The sequence below is a fragment of the bacterium genome (genome assembly GCA_037128595.1).
Lineage (GTDB): Bacteria > Verrucomicrobiota > Kiritimatiellia > CAIKKV01 > CAITUY01 > JAABPW01.
The window spans coordinates 80,908-105,565 of record JBAXWB010000016.1; the positions used below are offsets into that span (position 1 = coordinate 80,908).

Below are 24,658 nucleotides of genomic sequence, written 5' to 3' on the forward strand. Positions count from 1 at the left end.
TCTGACGCGGTCAGGCCGGTTGCGCGGCTCCGGCCATCGCCTTTTCAATCGCCTCACAGGCTTTTTTCAGCGTGCATTTATGGAGTACCTTGTCGTTCACACTGACCGTCGGCCCGCGGTCACAGTGTTCGAAACAGAACGTGGCTTCCACGTTCACGTCGCTCTTCAATTGGTTATCCTCGATGTGTTTGAGCACTGCCTGCAACAACTGCTGGGAGCCGCGCAGGTAGCAACTGGTGCCCACGCAGATCTGGACGCTGACCTTGGGAGTATCGCCCGCCTCGTTGAGCGTCACCCCTTCGGTGTCCATGCGCCGCCGGCTGTGGTAATGCGTGTGCAGCAATTCGTGCGCCTTGTGGCTGCCCGGTTCGCCGAGGGTGTCAGCGTAGGCCTGGGTCACCAGGTGGTTGTCCTGGGACTTGTGCAACTCCAGCATCTTGTCCGCATCATAGAGACCGCGGGTCCGCTTGCGGCGGTGGAGCGGGTCACGCGAGACCGGCTGTCCGGCCCCGCCCACGCAACCGCCGGGGCAGGCCATGACTTCGATGAAGCTGGCATCGCTGGTGCCGGCACGGACCTCCTCGGCCACGGCGCGGGCGGCCTTGAGTCCGTTGACGATGATGAGCTTGAGCGGCTTTCCGCCCAGGGTCACGGTCACCTCGCGACGGCTTTCGTCGCCGCGTGCTTCGATGAAGTCAGGATTGTCCAGCTTGACGCCACTGACCTTTTCCGCGGCATACCGCAGGACGGCTTCACTGACGCCGCCCGCGTTGCCGAAGATCACGCCGGCCCCGGTCTTGAAGCCCATGGGCATGTCCATGGACGCCGGTTCGAGCTTGTCGAACTGGATACCCGACTGTTCGATCATGTGGGCCAGTTCCTGGGTGGTGATCACGTAATCCACATCCGGGACCTTGTCGACCGCGAATTCGGGGCGACGGGCTTCGAACTTTTTGGCCGTGCAGGGCATGATCGAGACCATAATCAGGTCCTTGCGATCCACACCGAGCTGTGCGGGCAGGTTGTTCTTGGCCATTGAACCCAGCATCTGCTGGGGCGAGCGGCAGCTGGAGAGGTTGGGCAGCAGGTCCGGGTAGTATTGTTCCGCAAACTTGACCCAGCTCGGGCAGCAGGATGTGAAGAGGGGCAGGGGGGCCGCACCGGTGGTGCGGCGCAGGAACTCCTCGGTCTCCTCCACGATGGTCAGATCCGCGCTGAACGAGGTGTCGTACACTTTCGCAAAGCCCATGGCGCGCAGCGCCGCCACCATCTGGCCGGTGCTCAGCATGCCGGGCTCCTTGCCGAAGAGTTCGCCAATGGCCACGCGTACGGCCGGGGCGATCTGGGCGACCACCTTTTTCTTCGGGTTGTCCAGTTCCTTCCAGACGTCATCAACCTCGGATTTGGGCCGCAAGGCACCGGTCGGGCAGATGGCGGCGCACTGGCCGCAATTGACGCATTCGACCTCTTCCAGGTTTTTGCCGAAGGCCGGGACCACGGCGGCCTTGCTGCCGCGATGCACGAAGTCGATGGCGCCGATCCCTTGGATTTCGGAACAGACCCGCACGCAGTCTCCGCAGAGGATGCACTTGGAGGGTTCGCGAACCAGCGAGGGGGAACTGCAGTCGATGGGTTCCAGCCGGGCGGTGGGTTTAAAGCGCACCTTCTCGATACCGAGGCGGCGGGCCAGGCTCTGGAGCTGGCAGGACGCGCTTTTGGCACAGGTGGGACAGCTGTTGTTGTGGTTGGCCAGCAGGAGCTCCACGGAGATCTTGCGGATCTCGCGGATCTCCTCGGTGGTGGTCTTCACCTTCATGCCCGGCTCGGGCGGAGTGGAACAGGCCGGCTGGATCCCGCGGCCTTCGACCTGCACCAGGCAGAGACGGCAGGCGCCGTAGACGCTCAGGTCCGAGTGGTAACAGAAGGTGGGCAGGTCGATGTCGGCCTTGCGCACCAGTTCCAGCAGGTTGCGTTCATTTTCAATCCGGACTTTCCGTCCGTCAATGGTCAGTGTATTGGCATCATTCATGATTTCAGACTCCCGTGATGGCGTTGAATTTACAGGTTTGCGCACAGACTCCGCACTTGATGCAGAGTTCGGCATTAATCGTATGCGGTTGCTTGCGTTCGCCGGTGATGGCGTTCACCGGGCATTTCTTGACGCAGGCGGTGCACCCCTTGCAGAGCGCGGCAATGATCTCCGGGCGGGCGAGTGCCTTGCATTCGCCGGCCGGACAGCTTTTGCCATGCACATGGGCTTCGTACTCGGCGCGGAAGTGGCGCAGGGTCGAGAGCACGGGACTCGGGGCGGTCTTGCCCAGTCCGCAGAGCGACCCTTTCTGAACGGCATTGGCCAGCTTCTCCAGCAACTCGAGCGTGCCGGCATCGGCCCGGCCCTCGGTAATATCGTCCAGCATCCCGAGCATCTGGCGCGTCCCTTCACGGCACAGCACACATTTGCCGCAGGACTCGTTCTGGGTGAACTGCATGAAGAACCGCGCGATACGGACCATGCAGGTCTTCTGGTTCATTACCACCAGCCCGCCGGAACCGATCATGGCGCCCACGCTCTTGAGTGAGTCGAAATCCATGGGCAGGTCCAGATGGTCACGGGTGAGGCAGCCGCCCGAGGGGCCCCCGATCTGCACGGCCTTGAACCCCTGCGGATCCGGGGTGCCATCCAGGTGGGTGACGCCGCCGCCGATGTTGAAGATGATCTCGCGTAGCGTGCTGCCGAACGGCACCTCAATCAGTCCCGTGTTGGCGACATGCCCGGTGAGGGCAAAGGTCTTGGTCCCCGGTGAACCGGCGGTACCGAGCTTCCGGTACTCCGCGGCTCCCGCGGCGAGCACGAGCGGTACCGTGGCCAGGGTCTCCACGTTGTTGATGACGGTCGGTTTACCCCATAACCCGCTTTGAGCCGGGAAGGGCGGCTTGGGCGAGGGCATGCCCCGCTTGCCTTCGATGGAGGCAATCAACGCGGTTTCCTCACCGCAGACAAAGGCGCCGGCCCCTTCCATGACATGCAGGCGGAAGGCCTGTCCGGTCCCGAAGAGATTGTCGCCCAGCAGTTCCGCCTGGGTGGCCGCCGCAATGGCTTTGCGCATGCGCTTGACGGCCAGCGGGTATTCTGCACGGACATAGACGTACCCCTCATCCGCGCCAATGGCCCGGGCGGTGATCATCATGCCCTCGATGACGCTATGGGGGTTGCCCTCCATGACGCTGCGATCCATGAAGGCGCCCGGGTCACCCTCGTCCCCGTTGCAGATGACGTATTTTTTCGGACCGGGCTGGATCCGGGTCAGCTCCCATTTCCGGCCGGTGGGGAAGCCGCCGCCGCCCCGCCCGCGCAGGCCGGAGAGCAGGATTTCATCACAGAGTGATTTTGCTGAAAATTCAGCATAAGCCTTCTGGGCCATCAGGTAGCCGCCCTGGGCGATATATTCGCGCAGATCTTCCGGATCCAGTGCGCCGCAGGCCTTGAGGGTCGACCGGCTCTGGCGGGTATAGAAGGGGATGGATTCCATGCCGCGGCAGAATTGGCCGGAGGTCGGATCCTTGAAGAGCAGGCGTTCCACCGGCTGGTTGTTGAGCAGGGTGCTGGTGACGATTTCATCCACGTCCGCGGGGGTGACCCGCGTGTAGAGGATGTTATCGGGGATCAGTGTGACCAGCGGGCCCATCTGGCAGAAGCCCTGGCAGCCGCTGCTCGAGACGAGGGTTTTGCCCGGAGTGGGGTCCTCGGCTTTGAGTTCGGTGGTTACCGGAATGCCGGCTTTGGCAATGGCCTCAACAAAACGGTGGTAGACCTTCATGGCTCCATTGGCCATGCAACCGGTACCGGCGCAGATAATGATGCGGCGGCTGACCGTGCGGGCTGCGGTTTCGTAGGTTTCGCGGGTTTGTTCAAGATTGAGGGTGCTCATTAAACTTTCTTCTCCTTTGCCCGGATGTCGTCCACCAGCTGGCAGGCCTTCTCCGGAGTGACCTGGCCAAAGACTTCCTCGTTGATCACCATGACGGGGGCCAGCCCGCAGGCGCCGAGGCACGAAACGGTTTCCACCGTGAACAGCATGTCCGGGGTGGTCTTCTTCTGCTCCGAGAGGTTTAATTTTTTCCACAGGGCTTCCAGGATGGGGTTGGAGCCTTTCACATGGCAGGCGGTGCCGTCGCACAACCGGATGACGTGCTTGCCCTTGGGCTCCAGCGCGAAGTGCGCGTAGAAGGTGGCGACGCCGTATACGCGGGCCGGCGGTAGACCGAGTGACGTGGCCACGTAGGTCATCATCTCCTCGGTCAGGTAACGGTACTCCTCCTGAACGGCCTGGAGAATCGGGATCAGCTGCGCGGGCTTTCGCTCGTAGCGGTCCAGGATGCCACAGACCTTGTCGAACTTCTTATGCGGGGTTGTCATAGGTTATTTTCCTTATTGGTTTGAGTTTTTGCGGCTTCCAGCAGGCGGTTGGAGAGGACCGCGTAGCTGGAGGCGAGGGATACATTTTCCACAACGACGTCGGCCGGGGCCTCCAGGATCACCGGCGCGAAATTCCAGATGGCCCGGATTCCGCCCGCGAGCATGAGATTGGTGACGGTCTGGGCCACTTCCGCCGGAACCGTCAGAATGCCGATTTTGATTTTCATCCGTTGGACCAGGTTGGTCAACTTGTCCAGAGGCAGGATCGTTTTACCATGGATCTTGAGGCCCACCTTGCTGCTGTCAATTTCGAAACCGGCAATGATATTCAGGCCGATCTGGGTGAAGCGTTCATAGCCGAGCAGGGCCGTTCCCAGCGAACCCGCCCCGGCCAGTACCGCATCCGTCGTGTTGTCCCAGCCCAGCACCGTTTCAATCGAGTGAATCAGGTCGCCCAGGCCAAAGCCGACGCCCGCCTGCCCGGTGAGCGTGGTGAATTCCAGATCCTTACGGATCTGGGTCGGCGCCAGTTTCAGATCTGCCGCAAGGGTCGTGCAGGAGACCGTGTCGCGGCCCATCGCCTCCATCTGTTTCAGCCGGTGATGGTACTGTGCCAACCGTCGTAAGGTGGGCTGGGGCACCCCTCGTAATAGTTGATTTTTCATTGGCGACACTCCTGCTTCTTTACAAGCCGTTACTTATTTAACGTTATAACTTTCACAGTATAAATTTCACGAACGACTCAAGTCATTTCGTTGTTTATGTTGCAAATATCCCATATTTATGAGATATGTCAACATCTAATCGTGAAATAAATCACGAACAAGTTTGTGGGAGGCCGCATTTTATAAATTTCAGGTAGGGTAGGGCGATTGAGATTGAGCATAAGGGGTAAATAATACTAATATAGTCGCCATTGCGTTCCGTACTGAACGCGGCGAAAAAAATGAGGAACTATGAACGATAACCAGAAGGTAAAGGGACTGATTTGCGAAGCCACCATTGAGCGGCAGTTGTTGGGGATGCCGCATGAGGATGCGGTAAGGGTTCGCGAGGTATTGGCCAAGGCCGCCCTGGCGCAGGGATTGACCGATACAGACGTGGCGGTGCTGATGACCATTCAGAGCCCGGAGTTGGCCCATGAACTGTTTCAGACGGCCAGTCAGGTCAAGGATACCATCTACGGGAAGCGGCTGGTTCTTTTTGCTCCGCTGTATATCTCGAACTTATGCGCCAACGAGTGTCTCTATTGTGCCTTCCGTGCCCGAAATACGGCGATCAAACGCCGGGCGTTGACCCAGGAGGAGATTGCGCACGAGGTCAAAGCCCTGGTGGAGCAGGGCCACAAGCGCGTGCTGGTGGTGGCGGGCGAATCCTATCCGCAGGAGGGGTTTGACTATGTGCTCAAGGCGATTGAAACCGTCTACAGCGTCAAGTCCGGCCGGGGCGAGATCCGGCGGGTGAATGCGAACGTGGCTCCGCTGTCCGTCGACGAGTTCAAGCAACTCAAGGCCGCGCGGATCGGGACCTATCAGCTTTTCCAGGAGACGTATCACCGGGCGACCTACAGTCAGATGCATGTCGCGGGCCGCAAAAAGGATTTCGACTGGCGGGTGACGGGGATTGACCGGGCGATGACGGCAGGCATTAATGATGTGGGGATCGGGGTGTTGCTGGGGTTGTGTGACTGGAAGTTCGAACTGCTGGCCATGCTGCAGCACATCCGCCATCTTGAAAAGGAATTCGGGGTCGGTCCGCACACGGTCAGTGTCCCGCGACTGGAGCCGGCCACCGGATCGGATGTGTCGATCGAGCCGCCGTGCGCGGTATCCGATGACGATTTCCGCAAAATCGTGGCCATTCTGCGCCTGGCTGTCCCTTACACGGGCATCATCATGTCCACCCGCGAAAACGCGCAGATGCGGCGTGAGGGGTTTGCCCTGGGCATCTCGCAGATCTCCGCCGGCAGCCGGACGGATCCGGGCGGCTATTCGACGGACAGCTCGGGCGAGGTGAACGGCCAGTTCTCGCTAGGTGACCACCGCTCCCTGGATGAGGTGATCACGGATGTGGCGTCGCTCGGCTACATTCCCTCTTTCTGCACCGGCTGTTACCGGCTCGGGCGAACGGGGGCGGATTTCATGGACATGGCCAAGCCCGGTGATATCAAGGATCATTGCGGGCCCAACGCGGTTTCCACCTTTGCGGAATATCTGCTGGACTACGCGTCGCCGCATACCCGTGAGGTGGGATTCCGGCAGATTGATCAAGTCATTGGCGGCATGACCGGGGTGGCGAAAGAGCGGGCCGAAGGCCTGCTGACGCAGGTCAAGGCCGGGCAGAGGGACGTCTATTGCTGATGAGAACCGAACACGATTCGTTGGGTGAGCGGCAGGTGCCGGCCGGCGCGTTGCATGGAATTCATACCCTGCGCGCGCTGGAAAACTTTCCCCTGAGCGGGCGGCCGGTGCATCCGGCACTGGCGGCAGCCTATGGGGCCGTGAAGCTCGCCTGCCTGCGCACCAACCGCCGCCTGGGGATGTGGCCGGATGCGGCCCGCGTGGATGCCATGGAGACCGCCTGCCGTGACCTCATGGAGGGCCGGCTGGTGGAGTCGATCTGTGTGGATGCGCTTCAGGGGGGCGCGGGGACGTCCACCAACATGAACGTCAATGAGGTGTTGGCGAACCGGGCACTGGACCTGCTTGGTCACCCACGGGGCGCCTATGAGGTGATTTCACCGCTGAATGATCTCAACCTGCATCAGTCGACGAACGACACGTTTCCCACCGCGCTGCGGTTGGCCGCGATCTGGCGGCTGCGCGAGCTGGAGGTCCGGGTGACGTCGCTGCAGGAGGCGTTCCAGGCCAAGGAGCAAGCGTTTGCGGCGGTGGTCAAGGTGGGGCGCACAGAGTTTCAGGACGGGGTGCTGATCACGTTGGGTCGCGAGATGGGGGCCTACGCCGAGGCGTTCAACCGCGATCGCTGGCGCCTCTATAAATGTGAGGAACGGTTGCGCGTGGTCAATCTGGGCGGCACGGCGGTGGGGACGGGTCTGGGGGCACCGCGCGAGTATATCTTCCGCGTGGTCGATGAACTGCGGGAGTTGACGGGGATCGGCTTCGCGCGGGCGGAAAACCTGGTGGAGGCCACGCAGAATACAGATGTCCTGGTGGAGGTCTCGGGCATGCTCAAGGCCTGTGCGACCTCGCTCATCAAAATTGCCAATGATCTCAGGTTGCTCTCCAGCGGACCCGATGCCGGGCTGGGTGAGGTGCGTCTGCCCGCCTTGCAGGCGGGGTCCTCGATGATGCCAGGCAAGGTGAATCCGGTGATCCCTGAGGCGGTGGTGCAGGCCGCGTTGCGGGTGCTGGGCCATGACAGCACGATCGCCATGGCCTCGGCCCTGGGCAGTCTCGAGTTGAATGCGATGATGCCGCTCATGGCGGATAGCCTGCTTGAGAGCCTGGATCTGCTGACCCGGGCCTGTGCCTTATTCGAAGAGCGCTGCGTTCGCGGGATGGAGGCCTGTGTGGAGAAATGCCGGGCGAATGTGGCCGGCACAGTGGCCGCCGCGACCGCGCTGGTCCCGGTGTTGGGCTATGAGCGGGCGGCGGCCCTGGCTGCCGAAGCCGCCCGAAGCAAGCGGTCGTTGCAGGACCTTGTGGTTGAAAAAGGTCTTTTGACCGCGGAGGCCTTTGCCGAACTGATCTCAGCCGAGGCCGTCTGCCGTTTGGGGCATCCAAAACCAAAATGAATAATACTCCCAAAGGATATCGCCTGCACATCGGCCTCTTCGGTCGGCGCAATGTGGGGAAATCGAGTGTGCTGAATGCGCTGACGAGTCAGCAGGTGTCCATCGTGTCCGCGGTGGCCGGCACCACCACCGACCCGGTGGAGAAGCCCATGGAGCTGTTGCCCCTGGGGCCGGTGCTCTTTATTGATACTGCGGGGGTGGATGATGAAGGCCTGCTGGGCGAGCTGCGGGTGCAGCGGACGAAGCAGGTGCTCGCCCGCACTGATCTGGGTCTGATTATCACCAGTGGCGCTCAATGGGGGTCCTATGAGCAGACGCTGGCCGCGGAACTCAAACGGAACCACGTGGTGGTGCTGGCCATCTTCAACAAGGCGGATGTCACTCCGGCGTCGGCGGAGCTCATGACCCGGTTGCAGGGCGAGGGCATTCGCAGTCTGGCCGTTTCAGCCCTCACCGGCGAGGGGATCCCGCCGTTGCGGCGGCTTCTGGTGGAATCGGCGCCCGACTCGTTTATTTCCAACCCGAAGATCGCGGGCGACCTGGTGCCCCCCGGGGAGTGTGCGGTGCTGGTGGTGCCCGTGGACAAGGAGGCCCCCAAGGGGCGGCTGATTCTGCCTCAGGTGCAGACGATCCGGGATCTGCTCGATAACGATTCCTACTGTATGGTGGTCAAGGAACGTGAACTGCGTGAGGCGCTGGGCCGGTTGAACCGGCCCCCGGCGCTGGTGGTGACGGATTCTCAGGCCTTCCTCAAGGTGGCGGCGGATACGCCTGAGACGGTGCCGCTGACCTCCTTTTCGATTCTGTTTGCGCGCTTCCATGCGGACCTGGAGGAGATGGTGCGGGGGGCACTGGCGATTGCCACCCTCAAGAGCGGCGACCCGGTGCTCATCGCCGAGGCCTGTTCGCACCATCCGATCGGCGAGGATATCGGCACCGTCAAGATCCCGCGCTGGCTGACGCAGTACGTGGGCGGCAAGCTGGAGTTCGAGTACACCCGCGGTCACGACTTTCCTGCCGACCTGGGCCGGTACAAGCTGATCATTCATTGCGGCGCCTGCATGTGGAACCGGCGCGAGATGCTCTCCCGGCTGCTGGTGGCGCAGGAGGCGGGGGTTCCCATGACCAACTACGGGCTGGCGATTGCCTTTTCACTCGGGATTTTTGAGCGCGCCCTGCGCCCCTTTCCCGGGGCCCATGCCATTTTCCGGCAGAGTCAGGGAGGGCGATGATGAAGTCGCTGGCGGATCTGGTCAGACAGACGGAATTCACTCGCGAGGAGATCGCCTTCCTGCTCGGCCGCAGGGAGACGAACGAGGTTGAACTCCTGCGCCAGGCGGCGGAAGCGCTGTGCTTCGCCTGGGTGGGCAACACGGTTCACTTCCGCGGGCTGGTGGAGTTCTCGAACATCTGTGTCTGCGACTGCCACTACTGCGGGATCCGCAAGAGCAACCCGGCGATTACGCGCTTCTTCCTGACCCTTGATGAGGTGATGCAGGCCGCACACTGGTGTGCGGAGCAGGGCTACGGGTCGCTGGTGCTGCAGTCAGGAGAGCGGCGTGACGAGGCGTTCATCGACTTTGTGGAAACCGCGGTCCGGCGGATCCGCGCGGAGACGCGGACGGCGCAGCAGCCCGACGGCCTGGGAATTACGCTTTGTGTGGGGGAGCAGACGCGGGAGACGTATGCGCGTTTCAAGGCGGCGGGGGCGCATCGCTACCTGTTGCGAATCGAGTCCACGTCGCCGCATCTGTTTCGTCAACTCCATCCCGCCGGCCAGAGTTTTGAGCAGCGCGTGCAATGCCTGCAATGGCTGCGCGAAACGGGGTTCCAGGTGGGTACGGGCGTGATGATCGGGTTCCCGGGCCAAACGCTGGAAAATCTGGCGGATGACGTGCTGTTTTTCCGCTCACTGGATGTGGACATGATCGGCATGGGGCCCTACCTGGTCCACAAGCAGACGCCCATGGCGGCGCAGGAAAAGGAGATGGCCGCGCGGCACGGGGAGGTTTATCAGCTGGCGCTCAATATGATTGCCGTCACGCGCCTGGTGCTGAAGAACGTGAATATCGCCGCTACGACCGCGCTGCAGGCGATGAAAGCCACCGGCCGTGAGGAAGGCCTGACCTATGGCGCCAATGTCATCATGCCCCAGCTGACCCCCACCGAGTTCCGTAAGGATTACCAGCTCTACGAAGGCAAGCCGTGTCTTGACGAAAATCGCGATCAATGCAAGATGTGCCTGCAGAGACGGATCACGGGGGCCGGTCGGGTGATCGGGTTTCACGAATGGGGCGATTCACGGCATGCCCGCGACCGAACTGAAAATACGGCTCCCTCAGGCGAGGGGGGCTCGCCATCGAAGCCGTAGCGGATGGTAAGGACATGACTCAGGACATTATACAGGCCATCAGGGAAAAAGAGCAATTCCTCCACCGGGTGCAACTCATCGCCGGTCTGGGCACGTATGTCACGAAACTTGATACGGGGTGTTACACCTCCTCTCTTATCCTCGATGATATTTTCGGGATTACCCCGGACTATCCTCATACCAACGCCGGGTGGGAGGCGCTGATTCATCCTGATGACCGGCCGATGATAACCAGTTATTTTAAAAATGAAGTTCTGGGATTACGCCGGCGCTTCGACAAAGAGTACCGGATTATCAGGGCCTCCGATGGGGCCGAACGCTGGGTTCATGGGTGTGGCGATCTTGAATTCGATGAGGCGGGCGTTCCGGTGATCATGACCGGGACCATTCAGGATGTGACCGAGCGGAAACGCTCCGAAAAAGCCCTGCAACAGAGTGAGACCCGCTATCGGGAACTGATTGATCTGGCGGTGGATGGCATCCTGGTCGGTTCTTCTGAGGGCATTATTACGGATGCCAACCGGCGCATGTGCGAAATGACCGGCTTGAGACGTGATGAGCTCGTCGGTAAAAAGATTGATGGGGCGATATTCACTCCGGAGAGCCTGGCGAGCCATCCCTTGCGCTTTGACCTGATGCAAAAGGGTGAAATCGTCATCAGGGAACGGCAGCTGTTTCACACCGACGGGGCATTGGTCCATATCGAAATGCGGAGCAAGATGATGCCGGATGGGAGTTATCAGGGCATCTTTCGTGATATTACCGAGAGAAAAACGACCGAAGCCTCATTGCTGCACTTTACGAAGGTCCTGGCACACCGGGTGGAGGAGCGTACCCGTGAATTGGAAACCGCGAACGCCACCCTTAAACAGAGCTTGCATCAACTTCAGTCGAGTCAGGCGTTGCTGAGTGAAATGGGCCGGATGGCCAAAGTGGGTGGCTGGGAGCTGGATCTTCACTCCGGAAAACAGACGTGGACCAAGGAGGTCTATCATCTGCATGAGGTCGGGCCGGCCTTTGAGCCGACCGGGGAAAACGGGATTTCCTTTTATGCGGATGAGGCCCGGCCGGTCATTGCCGCCGCCGTTCAGCGTTGCATTGAGCAGGGCGAGCCCTTCGATCTTGAGCTGCAATTCATATCCGCCAAAGGGAAGTGGAAATGGGTTCGTGCCATTGGTAAGGCGGACCTCAAACACTCCAGGATTCAAGGGACCATTCAGGATGTGACCGCCCGCCGGGAGGCGGACGATGCGTTGCGCGAGAAGAATGCGGCCCTGGATCAGAGCGTGGCTCAACTCCGGAAACTGGCCATGGAGTTGACCCAGGCCGAAGAAGTGGAGCGTAAACGGCTGGCCTCCATCTTGCATGACAACGTTCAGCAGTATATAGCGGCCGCGAACATGAAAATCAGTTTGCTCGACACCCGGATGTCAGCGGACGAACACGCCCAGGGGGTGAAGTCGGTCCTGGCGGTGCTCGGGGAGGCCATGACCGCCTCGCGCTCCCTGACGGTGAGCCTGTGTCCGCCGGTGCTGCTTGAAGCGGGCCTCATGCCGGGGTTGCGCTGGCTCGCGGAATGGATGAAAGACCATCATGGACTGACGGTCAACGTGACCGGGGATGACGCTCAGGCCATACCGGGCTCGCTCAATACGCTTTTGTTTCAGGCGGTGCGGGAATTATTGTTCAATGTGGTCAAGCATGCCGGGGTCAAGCAGGCATCCGTGGTGTTGGATCAGCCGGATAAAACGTCGATCCGCCTGACGGTCGTGGACCAGGGAAAAGGGTTTCCGGCGAGTGAATCGCATTTTCCGCCTCTTTCTGGCGGGTTCGGCCTCTTTCACCTGCGGGAGCGGCTCACCTATATTGGCGGGTCATTTGATGTGGCAAGCGTGCTCGCCCAGGGCACACGGGTCTCGATCACGATTCCGTTGGCGATGGCTAAATAATGGCCTTAAGCTGATTCCGGCCCCAGCGGGTGGCGAAGGCGAACAGCGAGCTCTGCCGGCCAACCGGGAGAAAGGTGCTGGTGGGATCGAGGAGAAGGGTGCGAAGGCTGGCCGCCGGCTGTTGGGGATCAAAGGCGCCGATCACCTGGAAACCGTTGCGTCCGATCCAGCGCTCTTCACTGGGCAGGGGCAGGGAATCTGAGCCGCCAATTATCTTGAACCCCCGCTGGCAGGCCGTTTTCATCAGGTGGGGTGCCCAGAGGGTGGGGCGCAGTCCGATATCCCCGAGCAGGAAACTCCCCGGCGCATGGGCGGTGAGCGTCGATTGCACTAATTTTCCACGGCGGAAAAACCATTTACCCGGCGACCAGCTCAGAACCGGCACGGCACCCTCTCCGGAGATGGCCTGTAAGGTGGCGGCGAGCGGTTGCCCATTCGCGATCGCCGTATTTTTGCCCAGTGCCAGAACCTCCAGATTTTCAAGGGTCACCAGTTGCCGTCCGGCAATCAGGTAGCCCTTGACCACCCCGGCATCACGAATGATCAGACTGCCGGCATCCGGGCCCGCCTCGATCTGGAGGGGACCTTTTGTCAAGGGTGCCCCGCGTTCAACGACATCGTTGAAAAAGCGGCAGGTCTTGCTTTCGGCCAACAGCCCGATGGGAATGATGTTTGGACGCTCACGCGGTGAAACGGCGGAGGTTAGGTTTTCAATCAGCGCCTTGATCGCAGCCGCCCAGTCGTAGGGCGGATAGATATGGACGTGGCCATCGACAACGAGCGTGGAGTGTACAGGACTGTGGGGCATGGGGATTATTGTCTCCATCCTGATAGGGGGACACGGGTGGGAATCCGGTTCTTGAAACAGAGGGACGTTTTGCAGCCGGTTTCCAAGGCCAGTGCCAGGGCTTCGGGAAAGCGGAATCCGATCTCTTCGGGAGCGTGCGCATCCGACCCGAAGGTGATCGGGATCTCCCGCTCTGCGGCCAGACTGAGAATGAGCGGTGAGGGGTAGCACTCGGCGGCTTGACGGCGCCAGCCGGAGGTGTTGATCTCGAAGGCCATACCGGCTTTGGCGATGTGGTCCAGCAGCGGTTGAACCAGCTCTTTCATGTCGCGATCCCTGAGCCGGTGGCCGAACTTTTTCGGAAGGTCAAAGTGGCTGATGACATCAAACAGGCGGGTGTCGACCAGTTGCCGGATGAGTTTGAAATACTCCACCCACACCCCCTTGAGATCCGACGAGGCCCAGGTTTTCAGGTAGTCCGGATTATCGAACCCCCACTCCTTGATGTAGTGCACGGAGCCCATCACGAGGTCCAGTGGCTGGGCGGGCAGAAATCCCGTGAGAAAGGATTCACAGCCGGGGAAGAAATCAGCTTCCAAGCCCAGCAGGACGGCTGGGGAGCCTCCATCTTGAAGGGGACGGACCAGGTCATAATAGTCCGGGATCTCTTCCAGCACCATCCGGTATTTGGGATCATAGCCGGAGGGTTCCGGGCAGTGATCGGTAAAACACAATTCAGCGAGTCCGAGCTCCTGAGCTTTCTGCCGGAACTCCTGCGGCGTACCTGTGGCATGCTTGCACAGGACGGTATGCGTGTGGTAATCCGGCGGCAATAAAATGACAGGTGATGATGGCGGTGTGTTACTCATAAAATTCGGTGAAATAATCTAGCCATGGATTCTCCTGATGTCACGGATAAAGAGATCCGGGTCAATTCATTAACTTTGCTGAACTGCGTCAGGATTATTGCTAAGGTGTATTCCCTGTGAAAAACGACCTCTATACCTGCGCGTTGCGCCTTATCCCTGCTTTTCTCTGCGGACTCCTCTGCCCCGGACTAACGGGTGGGATGGCCCAAGGCACCTCCACCCTGGGACTGCCGAAGAGTCCGAGCGGTACCATAGGTCCGGCGCTTGACCAGCCCCGGATTACCCGCTACCCGGTGGTGCGCTTCCTGGCACTTTTTGATCGCCCCCTGAGTGGCCTTACGCCGGACAAGATCAAGGTCACCGGGCTGGTGGGCGGCACGGTGCAAGTCGAGCGATCCATTGAACTGGGCGGCACGGGCTTCCTGATCACAGTCTCGGATCTGGAGCGGTCGGGCGACGTCGGGGTCGAGATTCCCGCCGGTGTTGGTGGGGCTTAGCGGGACGACGGTCTGGCTGAGCTTTCTCGTCCGCAAGGAGACAAATGACACCAATGAAGCCGTGGTCACGCTCGGGACCGGCGAGTTCTATCAACAGGAGTTTGCGACGGTCCGCTTCGGCTTCAACGGTCTGGATAAGAGGGACGCTCCCCGTTTCTGGTCTTTGCAGGTACGCAACCCTGAAAACAAGGAGTGGGTCGCCATTCCGACGGAGGTCCCGGTCGAGCCCGGCAAGACAGTCCTCATGGTGGCCCGCCTCACCTTCGGCCAAAAAGACGGGGTATCGCTCTTTGTGAATCCGCCGTTGGGCAACCAGGCGCCGGTCATACCGTCCGCCGAGTACACCAGCGAGAAGGGCCGCAAGTTGAACTTTCGGGGTCTGGTCATCTGGGGCGGCGCTCCCGGCAGTTCAGCCTTTGATGAAATCCGCTTCGGCGACTCCTTCAAGGCCGTTACCCCGGGCAAGTAATTCAATTTGATCGAAACGGTGCTAAAGCTTATGAATACAGCTTTAGCACGTTTCTGAAGGCCCGCGCGTCTGGATGCGTACGGGCTTTTTAGCCAGAATGACGCCATCAGGAATGAGGAATGGATGAGTCGAAATTTAACGACATCTCTTGAACGGTTGTATGCCTTGCGCACCTTTGGCATCAAGCCGGGGCTTGAGGTGACGATTGACTTGCTGAACCGGCTGGGGAATCCGCATCAGGCGTTTGTCACCATCCATGTGGCGGGGACCAATGGCAAGGGGTCGGTTTGCGCCATGCTGGAATCGGTCTTGCGTCAGGCAGGGTTGCGCGTCGGGCTTTATACCTCGCCTCACCTGATCCGGTTCAATGAGCGGATAAAGGTGAATGGCGTCGAGATCAGTGATCCGGAACTGGCCGCGTTGTTTGAGGAGATGGAGGCGCATGCCGCGGCAGTGTCGACGCCGGGCCGCGAGGTGACCTTCTTTGAATTCACGACCGCCCTGGCCTTTGAGCATTTCAAGCGAACCGCTGTCCAGGTGGCCGTCGTTGAGACCGGCATGGGCGGGCGTCTGGATTCTACCAATGTCGTCATGCCACTGGTCTCGGTCATTACCCGGATCGGACTGGATCACACGGCCTATCTGGGGACGACCCTGGCGGCCATTGCCGCTGAAAAGGCCGGGATTATCAAACCAGCCCGGCCGGTCATTTGCGGGGCCACCCCGGATGACGCCAAGGCGGTCATTCACGCCATGGCGGTGGCTAAGCGTTCGCCCTTTATTGATGTCACAGAGTCCGTTTCCGTGAGGCGGGTGGCCCAGGCGCTCTCAGGTCAGAAGGTGTCGATTACCAGCGGGGATGTGGATTACGGGACGGTTTTAATCAAGTTTTTGGGTAAGCATCAGCTTGAAAATATCGCCACGGTCATTGCCACCCTGGAGACACTGGCCACCTGTAGTCCGCTCAAGCTGCCGCTGGAGGTGATCCGTTCAGGTCTGGCTGCCGCCAGCTGGCCGGGCCGGCTGCAGGTTCTGGCGCAGGAGCCCCCGACCATTCTGGATGGCGCGCACAATCCGGATGGCGCCCATGCCCTGGCGCTCACGCTGAAGGAGTTGTTCAAGAAAAAGAAGGTGGCGCTCATCTGGGGGATGTGTGATGACAAGGATGCGCTCGGGTTTGCCAAGGCCATGGGGGCGTCGATCAAGCGCTGCTGGATCGTTCCCATCAACTCTGAACGTAATGCGAGCCCGGTGAAATTATTGCAGATTGCCCGTACCGAGGGTTGGGAAGCGGGGACCAGTTCCTTGCCAGAAGCGTTGCGCCAGGCGAGGGCTTGGGCTACGGAAAACGAGGGGGCGGTGTGTATCGCCGGATCGTTGTTTCTGGCGGGGGAGGTTATTCTAACTGAAAGTATCTGAAATGGAGGGCGCCGCTCTGTCGGCGCCGCCTGCTACAGTGGTTTTGACGGAGCAAAACCCTCCATATGGAAAAATTGATTATGAAACATTTTAAACATATTGAAATTCTAGTACGGGGCGTGTGTGTGCAGCAGGGGAAATTGCTGGTGTGTCAGAGCAAGGGGGCGGCCAACACGTATCTTCCCGGCGGACATGTGGAGTGGCATGAGGAGGCGGCGGTGGCCTTGACGCGTGAAATCAAGGAGGAGTTGGGGGTTAAAGCCGGGGTGAAGGAGTTCCTCGGGGCGGTGGAGCATACCTTTATTCAAAAAGGGGAGCGCCATTGTGAAATCAATCTCGTCTTCGCCATGACCATTCCCGCCTTATCACCCGATCATATTCCTGAAGCCTGCGAAGATTGGATTCGCTTCAAATGGATTCCCCTGTCCGGACTGGGGCGACATCATCTTGAGCCCTGGCCTCTGCGGAAACTGATTTCGGGTTGGATTAAAGCCGGCACGGGCGTTCCACGCTGGGGCAGTACCTTACGGCGCGGTCACTGAGATCCGGTAGAACCGGGTCGGGTGGGTCATCGTGGTGTCCGTAAAGCTCATGATGCCCGTCGTACCCGGAAGCGCGGTGGCACCGGGCAGGTTGATCCAACTCCCGCCGGGGGCCAGTGTGTCTTTATACGCAATCGTGTAGTGCCGGTTCGTGAGGCCGGGCCAGCGTAAGGTGAAGCTGCCGGGTGCCTGGGGGTCGGTACCGGCCACGCCGAGTTGCAAGACGCTTCCCGCACGCAGGGCGTCGGTTCCTGAAATATCCTCCTGCCAATTCAAGACCTCATCATGGTCCCAGTCGCCATTTGCCGAAAGCGCCATGAACGCGGCGCAGGCCGCCGGCCCCAGCCAGCCGGTTTGATCCTTGGCCCAGACGTAGAGGGTGTTCGTCCGGTCCAGTTGCAGGTTGGTGAGCCAGCCCTGAGGGGTGGTCGTCCAGGTCCCTCGGGTGGTGCCCCCCGCGTTAGTCGGTGCGTAATAGTAGCCCAGGATGCCCGAGCCGGCTCCGTCGTTAAAGCCGGACCAGGTTCCGGTCACTGAGTTGGACCCGATCACATAGTTGCCAAACGGGCTCAGGCTGAGGACGACGGACGCCTGGGCGGCAGAGGGAGGGGTGACGTCAATCCAGCAGGGGCCATAAAAGGCCGGGCTGCTGAGATTCCCCATCTGATCCCCGGCGCGCACCCAGGCCCAGTGATGGGTGCCATCACCAAGAGGAGGCGGATACCCGGTCCGACCGGTGGTGGTACTGGCAGCGCTGAGGGTCGGGGGATTCGTGGTGGTGCCATACTCGTAATGAGTGACGCCGCTGCCACGGGGCTCCTGGGTGGCATCCCAGCGTAAACTCATGACCGGATTTTTCGACCAGGCATTGGTCTGATGGACAAGGGACATGAGATGCGCCGGGGTGGGGGGCACCTCATTATCGACCATGAACGGCTGGCTGGTCACCCACAGGCTCCAGAACAGTCCATCCCAGGTACGGGCGCGAACCCAGGTGTTACTGGAGAAGAGCAGGGCCGTCCCCGCAGCTTGTGAGTTCCAGGTGGAGAGGATGACATTAGTGACCAGGCCGGCCTGGCTGCGGGTCAGCAGGTTGGAGAGCGGTAGCCCTTCGATGCCTGTCAGGAACGCCGGGCCCACTTCGGCCTGAACGGAGGTGAGCGTGGTATTGCTCCATACCCCGGGAGTGGTGCTCCACTCGAAGGTGGCCAAACAGGGGTCGCCATCGGCATCACGCAGGCGGGTGTTCAAGGTGACCAGGCCGGTCCCGTTCGTCGAGGTTTGCGCTGCGTCAGCCCACGTCAAGGTGGCCGGGGAGCGGACCTTCAGTGTGACCGGTAGCAACATCATCGTGTTGGTGATGGTGTTGCCGGTGACTTGAATAACGGCGGTGCGATCACCGGTTGAAAGGCCGGCGCTGTTCAAGGTCGCAAGGGGCAGGGCGGAAATCTGATGCGGGGCAGCGGTTTGGTTGTTACTGATCAGGGACAACCAGGACTGGGGTGGGACTGTGGGGGTGACGATAATGTCATCGATGACCCACCCGGTTGCCTGGGTATTATCATCCGAACCGAAATGGAAGCGGATCATGGCGGTGCATCCGGCAAAGGGCGAAAGGTCGAACGTCGGTTGACTCCAGGCGGAGCCATCCCCTGAAAAACAAGGGGTCCCGTCCAGCCAGGGCGATGCCGACCACCCGGAAATCCGGTAGGGATACCCGCCGAGGGGGAAAATCTGAAAAAATGAAACCCCGTTATTGGTTGAAATCTCTACCAGGCCTCCATCCCAGCAGCGCTCGTCGGGGGCATCCATATCAATTTCGCAATCCAGCCATTGCCAGAAGGTCAACTGGGCGCCCGGTTGGACGAAGAAGCGGGTGGTGTCGAGTTTGGCATGCATACTCCACGTATAACTCAGGGTGACGGGATCGCCACAATACCACGCGTGGGATCCGGACTTTGAGAGATTGGTCGAGAGGCACCATAAATCATTGGCTCCCGAGTGAGTCCAGTTTACGGCTCCGCTTTCAACATCATTGCTGAACCCGCCCCATAAAAGGGAGGCGGTTCCCTGCCAGGCCCCCACGCCTGAGTTGGTGACGGTCAGCGTCAGATTGGACACGGTCTCGGGGAGCAACCGGCACTCGTAGCCGGACGGGGTTGATGAGATTTCCGGATAACTTGGGAACAGGGTGTGGGGTCCGTTGGTGGAGGCGGCCTGCCGGTCCCGGGCAATGATCGAATAGACAAAGCGGTCCCCATTGGTGCCGGGCGCGGGGAGGGTGGCGGTATAAAGATTGCTGGTGCCCGCCTGCATGGAAGTGTTGGCGACCAGCCCGCCATTGCGACTCCAGAGCAGGGAGGCGGACACCACCTGACAATTATCCGTGATCGTGGCCGAAACAGTATACGGTGCGGGGAACGGTTGCGCGCTGTCCAGCGGGACATGCATGATAAGGGGAGGCCGGGGGAACGAGTCGGGGTCAGCGGGATTGGTTTGATCGATCAGTTCACTCAGATTATCGAACCCATCGCCATCGGGATCAGCCTGGGGCGAGGAAGAGAGCCGGCCGAAGTAGAGCCACTCCCACCAGTCGCTGAGGCCATTGGTATCGCTATCCAGCGCTTCCGGGATATACAGCGAGGTGACCAGGTGCGGGGTATTCATCAGAATGCCCGTCAGGGGATTGATCGTGGGCTGGGTGGCATCAGGCTGACGGAGTCCATCCAGATTCCAACCGGAAAACCGGTGAATCACGCCCCCGATGTAGACGGAGGCAGGGGCGGGGAGTGACGTGGCCAAACTCCCTTCAGCCCACCAGACGGTGGTGTTCATGCGGGTGTAGAGGGACGTGTGGGTCAGGGCGCATTCCGTCTGCCATGTCCAGGTCAAGGTAGAGGGGGCGGTCAGGGTAAACGTGACGGCATTACTGGTCCCGCTCGAAGGCAGGCTTCCTGTTCCAATCCAGCCATAGCAGGCCCAACGCACTCCGTTGGTTGGAGGAGTTGAAACCGGCACACTGGCCTGTATCACTCTTCCTGAGGGATACAGGTGTGCCCCATAATCCGGGGAGGGGTGGGAAATGAGTGAGGGGAGGCCGGTGACGGTGAGGCTCATGGGAGGGACAATGACGAATCCATAGGTGTGGGTTGGGGCATTGGTGGGGAGCTGGACGACCATCCCGTTGGTGGCGGCCGCCTGAATCCAATAATTGAGCGTTGTGCCTTCCGCCTGTTCGGGAATGAGGACGCGGTACGAGGAGTTGCTCATGTGGCTTCCGGTCATGGTGTTGAAATTGGTGGAGCCATTGGCTGCCCAGAATACGAAAATCCGGTTGGTATCCGTCAAGACCGTAGGTCCGATTTCGAAGTCAATGGGGTAGCCGCTTCCGGTATTGAAGGCATTTCCGGCAGGGATGTGGACGATGCGGAACAGCGCATCAGCGGCTTTCCGGGCATTCAGCCGTCCCCCCGTGATGGTCTTTCCGGCCAGGGCGGGAATCACGTCCACCCCCTTCAGGATGGCATCCTTGATGTCTTCTGCACGGGCCGTGGGCCAGAGGCTCCATAGCAGGGCGGCCACGCCGGAAACATGAGGGGTTGCCATGGAGGTTCCACTCATGGTGCCATACCGTGCCCCGTTGAGGGTGCTGTATATATAATTTCCGGGCGCGGCGAGGTGGACGGTTCTGGCCCCATAGAATGAGAAATAGGCCAGCGCATCCTGGGAGTCCGTTGCGGCGATGGCGATGACATTCGCGTTTCCGTAGCTGGACGGGTAGAAGGGAGTCAGGTCGTTATTATTGGGGGGATAGCCCGGCAATGCATTACCTGCGGCGGCCATGAACAAAATGCCCAGCGATTCATTTTCTTGCAAAGCCTCCTGAAACGCGGTGCTGTAGCCGCCGCCGCCCCAGCTGTTGTTGGTGATCCGGATGTTGACGCCACGCCGCCGTAAATCGGCGACATAGTGCAGTGCATCGGTGGCGTCGGAGGTCACCCCGCTCCCCGTATTGTCCAGGAATTTCAGGGGCATGAGTTGGCAGTGCCAGTTGACACCCACCACTCCGATCCCGTTATTGCCCGTGGCGCCGATGGTGCCGGCGGTATGGGTGCCGTGACCCTGGCCGTCCATGGGGTCATTGTTATCAGCGGAAAAATTCCAGCCGGTGGTATCATCGATATAACCGTTCCCGTCATCATCCACTCCGTTGACGGGATCGGCCACATTGTGCCAGATATTGGAGACCAGGTCGGGATGCGTGTAATCGATGCCGGTATCAATGCCGCCGATGATCACCTGCTTGTCACCGGTGGTCAGATCCCAGATCTGGGGCGCGGAGATATCGGCCGCAGGGGTTGAGTTGTTATTGAGGCCCCATAACAGGCCGTAATAGGGGTCATTCGGAGTGGTCAGCTGGGAACGCACCACATAATCCGGTTCCACATACCGGATGAGCTCTTTTTCCCGGCCCAGGAGGGTCATCAGATGGGGGAGCGCCGCGAGGGATTCGTCAGGGCTACTGATGAGGTAGCACCCGGGCATTTTCATGGCCTTGCGGATGAACAGTCCTTCCTCCTGCACCAGGGACTCCAGTTTCATCCGGTCAACATCGGGATGCAACCGGATCATCACATGATCCGCGATCATGATCGTGCGTGACTGGATGGTTTCCGGGGTTCCAGGTTGGGCCTTCACAACCAACTCCTCGACTCGCCAGAGTGGATATTTGAAATGGGCACGGACAATTCGAACCCGTTTTGTCAGATCAGGGTGGGCTGGCTCGGGCGTTTCGGAGAGTTGCAGGACGGGCATGCCTTTAGTGGGGTCGTCCGGCGTGCCCGGAGGTGGCGCGGAGGCAGAAGGAATGGTCGGCATAGAGCGGCCAGGTAGCGGCGAATGGGTGACAGTGCCGGACGGGAGCGGGGGTGACGCGGGCCGAGGGGTAAGGGCTTGATCTAGTCCCGGCGCAGACTGAACGGTGTTAAGGGGAATGGTTTTTTCGGATGGCCCGATGGCACGGAAAAACCACCACCCCGCAACCATCAGCAAACCGGTCATCAGGATGGCCCGCGTCAGCTTGATCTGTGACTGATATTGCATCCTGTTTATAATACTAAACTTGCAGCGGCATTGCTTTAAGAAATGTTGATTATTGTTACGCTGTGACTTGTCGCGGCGTTTGGTTTTTTGTATAATGGCGCTGTGGGGAGAGAAGGGTGTAGCAAAGCCAAGGCCGGCTTCCGGCCAGGAAATGTTGGTAGCAAATTGCTCATCTTGCAGAGTCTGCTTAAATTCCTCTCCCCCTGAGGAAAGAGCGGTACTGAGCGAAAGGGAGTTCGCCAGTACCGCTTGTTCATTTGGTACAGGAGACGGCGCAGGAATGATATTGACTTGCAGGGGGTTTCACGGCATCTTGTGCGCCCTTGATGCCTATTCATTGGTGAATTAGCAACGTATTTAGAGAGAGGATGTAACTATGGCTGGAAAAGGTGGAGATACCCGTGCGGGGCGTCCTGTTAAAGGGCCGTCTGACAAGAAGCGTCGTGAGAAAGTTCAGCGCAAGCGTTTGATCGGTCTTGGCGTGGATGCTGATAAAGTCAAGAAGATGGACGCATCCGCGGTCCGGATCATGCTTAAGGCACCGAAGAAGATCAAAAAGTAAGACGTTGATTACCCATTTAACCGGCATCGCCTCACAAGGGCTTTGTCGGTTTTTTTTATGCACCTGATTTTGCATGAGGTAGGAACTGACAGAATGAACAGAATTTACAAACTCATTTTGTGCATTCTGTTTATTCTGTCAGGTTCGGTTCATGCGGCCCCTCCGTTCAGCCATATTGTCACGCCGACGGACCGGACCGTTCTGGATCCTGCCATTCCCGGTACGTTTCAACCCACTGCGGCGGGAACTGTTGAGTCGGCACTCTACGGGTCAGTCCGGACCGTCAAAATCGGCTCGCACATGTATCCCTCTTTTCATGAGGGGATTGATATTGCCCCTTTGGCGCGCACGGGCCGCGGGGTTCCTCTCGACAGCGTTCATGCCGTGGCGGCGGGGACGGTTGGCTACATTAATTCCAGATCCGGCAATTCGAACTATGGGAACTATGTGGTCCTGCTGCATCAGGACTCCCTGGGTACGGTTTACACCCTGTATGCCCACCTGGCCGTGATCTCCCCTGAGTTGAGGGTGGGCCAGAAGGTGGAGCCGGGCGGCCTTCTGGGCACCCTCGGCAACACCTCTTCGAACCCCATTCCGCTGACTCGCGCCCATTTGCATTTTGAGGTCGGGCTGATTGGGAATGAACGGTTTGGGGCGTGGTTCCGGGCACAGAAATTGACGCCGGACCATGGCCTGTTTAATGGGCAAAATCTCTTTGCTTTAAATCCCCTTGAGTTTTTTAAAAGTGTGGACCGGTTAGCCTCAACAGGGTTTAAAGGGTTTGTATCCGGCGTTCCGCGGGCGTTCACGCTCCTGATCCCTGTGGCTCGCCCGCTGGACTTTTTCCGGCGTTACCCCGGCCTGTGGGAGGGCGCGCCGTTTCAGGGGGGCGGGCTGGTGATCATGTGTTCCGAAAATGGCGCCATTTTATCCGGACGCAGCGCAACGTCCGACGAGATGCAGTCGGCCGGTTCAGGTAAAGTGGCCCTCCTCAATGTGGATGCCAAAGTGCTGGGGCGGAACGGGTGCCGGCTGGTCGTGGAGGATCGCGGGCGCTGGCGATTGGGCGAAAAGGGCACCCGTTGGCTAGAGATCCTTCAATATCAGTAGCAGTGTTCTTTTGAAGGAAACGTGCCTGATTCCACGTCGGCTTTGTACGCTTTGAAGGCCTCGATCATTTGGTCGCCCAGATTGGCGTACCGTTTCACGAACTTTGGGGTGGTGTTTCCCGACAGGCCCAGTAGATCATGGCTAACCAGCACCTGCCCATCGCAATCCGGGCCGGCCCCGATGCCGATGGTGGGGACTTGCACCGACTTGGTGATGGTTGCGCCCAGGGTGGCGGGCACACATTCAATGACGATGCCGAATACGCCCGACTCCTCTAATACTTTGGCGTCGTTGATCAGCCGTTCCGCCTCGGAGGTGTGCCGGCCCTGAACCTTGTAGCCGCTCTGCCGGATACTTTGCGGGGTCAATCCGATATGGCCAAGAACCGGGATGCCATTCGAGACGAGCGCGGCAGCGGTCTGTGCGCGGAAGGCTCCGCCCTCAATCTTTACCGCATCCGCTCCGGCTTCCTTGAGGAAACGACCGGCGTTTTGAAGCGCTTGCTCAATCGAGATCTGATAGGACATGAAGGGCATGTCGGCAATGATCAGGGCGTTTTTGACGCCTTGCGCCACGGCCGCTGTATGATGCAGCATCTGTTCCATGGTAACGGACAGGGTCGTCGTGTGACCGAGCATGGTATTGGCCAGGGAGTCGCCGACCAGGGCCATATGAATGCCGGCCGCATCGACATATTTTGCGGTGGTAAAATCATAGGCGGTCAGGCAGGAGATTTTGCCTTGCCCCTTGAGCTGCTTGATCCGGTCGGCGGTCCATTTGGTTTGCATGGTTACTTCAATACCCGA

The 24,658-nt window shown here is 59.8% G+C and carries 19 protein-coding genes; 11 read left to right on the forward strand and 8 right to left on the reverse strand.

The window, feature by feature from the left end; all coding sequences use genetic code 11:
- Positions 1-10: 10 nt before the first annotated feature.
- Genes WCS52_11300 through WCS52_11315 form a run of 4 tightly spaced genes read right to left on the reverse strand, consistent with a single transcriptional unit; the run spans position 11 to position 5,082 of the window.
- Positions 11-2,104: a [FeFe] hydrogenase, group A gene (locus WCS52_11300; protein ID MEI6167771.1), complete on the reverse strand. Its 2,094-nt coding sequence runs from the start codon at positions 2,102-2,104 to the stop codon at positions 11-13.
- Positions 2,034-3,929 (reverse strand): NADH-ubiquinone oxidoreductase-F iron-sulfur binding region domain-containing protein, encoded by a 1,896-nt coding sequence (locus tag WCS52_11305; GenBank protein ID MEI6167772.1) that lies wholly within the window; start codon positions 3,927-3,929, stop codon positions 2,034-2,036. The genes WCS52_11300 and WCS52_11305 overlap by 71 nt, the downstream gene beginning before the upstream one ends.
- The gene (gene nuoE / locus WCS52_11310) at positions 3,929-4,417 is read right to left on the reverse strand and encodes an NADH-quinone oxidoreductase subunit NuoE (GenBank protein ID MEI6167773.1); all 489 of its coding nucleotides are present in this window, start codon (positions 4,415-4,417) and stop codon (positions 3,929-3,931) included. Before nuoE ends, WCS52_11305 begins: the two co-directional genes overlap by 1 nt.
- Positions 4,414-5,082 carry a redox-sensing transcriptional repressor Rex gene (locus WCS52_11315; protein MEI6167774.1) on the reverse strand — a complete coding sequence of 223 codons (669 nt, stop codon included), beginning with the start codon at positions 5,080-5,082 and terminating at the stop codon, positions 4,414-4,416. The genes nuoE and WCS52_11315 overlap by 4 nt, the downstream gene beginning before the upstream one ends.
- A 291-nt stretch (positions 5,083-5,373) precedes the next feature.
- Between WCS52_11315 and hydG the strand changes: the two genes are divergently transcribed.
- Genes hydG through WCS52_11340 form a run of 5 tightly spaced genes read left to right on the forward strand, consistent with a single transcriptional unit; the run spans position 5,374 to position 12,494 of the window.
- The gene (gene hydG / locus WCS52_11320) at positions 5,374-6,777 is read left to right on the forward strand and encodes a [FeFe] hydrogenase H-cluster radical SAM maturase HydG (GenBank protein ID MEI6167775.1); all 1,404 of its coding nucleotides are present in this window, start codon (positions 5,374-5,376) and stop codon (positions 6,775-6,777) included.
- Positions 6,777-8,174 (forward strand): aspartate ammonia-lyase, encoded by a 1,398-nt coding sequence (locus WCS52_11325; protein ID MEI6167776.1) that lies wholly within the window; start codon positions 6,777-6,779, stop codon positions 8,172-8,174. The genes hydG and WCS52_11325 overlap by 1 nt, the downstream gene beginning before the upstream one ends.
- On the forward strand, positions 8,171-9,406 hold the full coding sequence (gene hydF, locus WCS52_11330) for a [FeFe] hydrogenase H-cluster maturation GTPase HydF (GenBank protein MEI6167777.1): 1,236 nt from the start codon (positions 8,171-8,173) through the stop codon (positions 9,404-9,406). Before WCS52_11325 ends, hydF begins: the two co-directional genes overlap by 4 nt.
- Positions 9,403-10,545 carry a [FeFe] hydrogenase H-cluster radical SAM maturase HydE gene (gene hydE / locus WCS52_11335; GenBank protein MEI6167778.1) on the forward strand — a complete coding sequence of 381 codons (1,143 nt, stop codon included), beginning with the start codon at positions 9,403-9,405 and terminating at the stop codon, positions 10,543-10,545. Before hydF ends, hydE begins: the two co-directional genes overlap by 4 nt.
- Before the next feature lie 14 nt (positions 10,546-10,559).
- Complete coding sequence (locus tag WCS52_11340; protein MEI6167779.1) at positions 10,560-12,494, forward strand: PAS domain S-box protein; 1,935 nt, start codon at positions 10,560-10,562, stop codon at positions 12,492-12,494.
- Here WCS52_11340 and WCS52_11345 read toward each other — a convergent pair.
- Complete coding sequence (locus WCS52_11345; protein MEI6167780.1) at positions 12,487-13,302, reverse strand: hypothetical protein; 816 nt, start codon at positions 13,300-13,302, stop codon at positions 12,487-12,489. The two genes, WCS52_11340 and WCS52_11345, sit on opposite strands and share 8 nt — an antisense overlap.
- Before the next feature lie 5 nt (positions 13,303-13,307).
- Positions 13,308-14,150: a histidinol-phosphatase HisJ family protein gene (locus tag WCS52_11350; GenBank protein MEI6167781.1), complete on the reverse strand. Its 843-nt coding sequence runs from the start codon at positions 14,148-14,150 to the stop codon at positions 13,308-13,310.
- A gap of 116 nt (positions 14,151-14,266) precedes the next feature.
- Between WCS52_11350 and WCS52_11355 the strand changes: the two genes are divergently transcribed.
- The 4 genes from WCS52_11355 (at position 14,267) to WCS52_11370 (ending at position 17,077) form a co-directional block, all read left to right on the forward strand.
- Positions 14,267-14,647: a hypothetical protein gene (locus tag WCS52_11355; GenBank protein MEI6167782.1), complete on the forward strand. Its 381-nt coding sequence runs from the start codon at positions 14,267-14,269 to the stop codon at positions 14,645-14,647.
- Positions 14,631-15,116, forward strand: coding sequence for a hypothetical protein (locus WCS52_11360; protein MEI6167783.1), 486 nt, complete (start codon positions 14,631-14,633; stop codon positions 15,114-15,116). Before WCS52_11355 ends, WCS52_11360 begins: the two co-directional genes overlap by 17 nt.
- Positions 15,117-15,239: 123 nt before the next feature.
- The gene (locus tag WCS52_11365) at positions 15,240-16,535 is read left to right on the forward strand and encodes a folylpolyglutamate synthase/dihydrofolate synthase family protein (GenBank protein ID MEI6167784.1); all 1,296 of its coding nucleotides are present in this window, start codon (positions 15,240-15,242) and stop codon (positions 16,533-16,535) included.
- A gap of 80 nt (positions 16,536-16,615) precedes the next feature.
- Complete coding sequence (locus tag WCS52_11370) at positions 16,616-17,077, forward strand: NUDIX domain-containing protein (GenBank protein ID MEI6167785.1); 462 nt, start codon at positions 16,616-16,618, stop codon at positions 17,075-17,077.
- On the opposite strand, the gene WCS52_11375 is transcribed toward WCS52_11370, so the two are convergent.
- On the reverse strand, positions 17,060-22,180 hold the full coding sequence (locus tag WCS52_11375) for a S8 family serine peptidase (GenBank protein ID MEI6167786.1): 5,121 nt from the start codon (positions 22,178-22,180) through the stop codon (positions 17,060-17,062). The two genes, WCS52_11370 and WCS52_11375, sit on opposite strands and share 18 nt — an antisense overlap.
- Before the next feature lie 376 nt (positions 22,181-22,556).
- On the opposite strand from WCS52_11375, the gene WCS52_11380 reads away from it, so the two are divergent.
- Both WCS52_11380 and WCS52_11385 read left to right on the forward strand, forming a co-directional pair.
- Positions 22,557-22,742, forward strand: a complete 186-nt coding sequence (locus tag WCS52_11380) for a hypothetical protein (GenBank protein ID MEI6167787.1) — start codon at positions 22,557-22,559, stop codon at positions 22,740-22,742.
- Positions 22,743-22,835: 93 nt separating this feature from the next.
- A complete protein-coding gene (locus WCS52_11385) occupies positions 22,836-23,852 on the forward strand; it encodes a M23 family metallopeptidase (GenBank protein MEI6167788.1) in 1,017 nt (338 codons plus the stop codon).
- Here the strand turns inward: WCS52_11385 and panB are convergent.
- Complete coding sequence (gene panB, locus WCS52_11390; protein ID MEI6167789.1) at positions 23,846-24,640, reverse strand: 3-methyl-2-oxobutanoate hydroxymethyltransferase; 795 nt, start codon at positions 24,638-24,640, stop codon at positions 23,846-23,848. The two genes, WCS52_11385 and panB, sit on opposite strands and share 7 nt — an antisense overlap.
- Positions 24,641-24,658 lie beyond the last annotated feature (18 nt).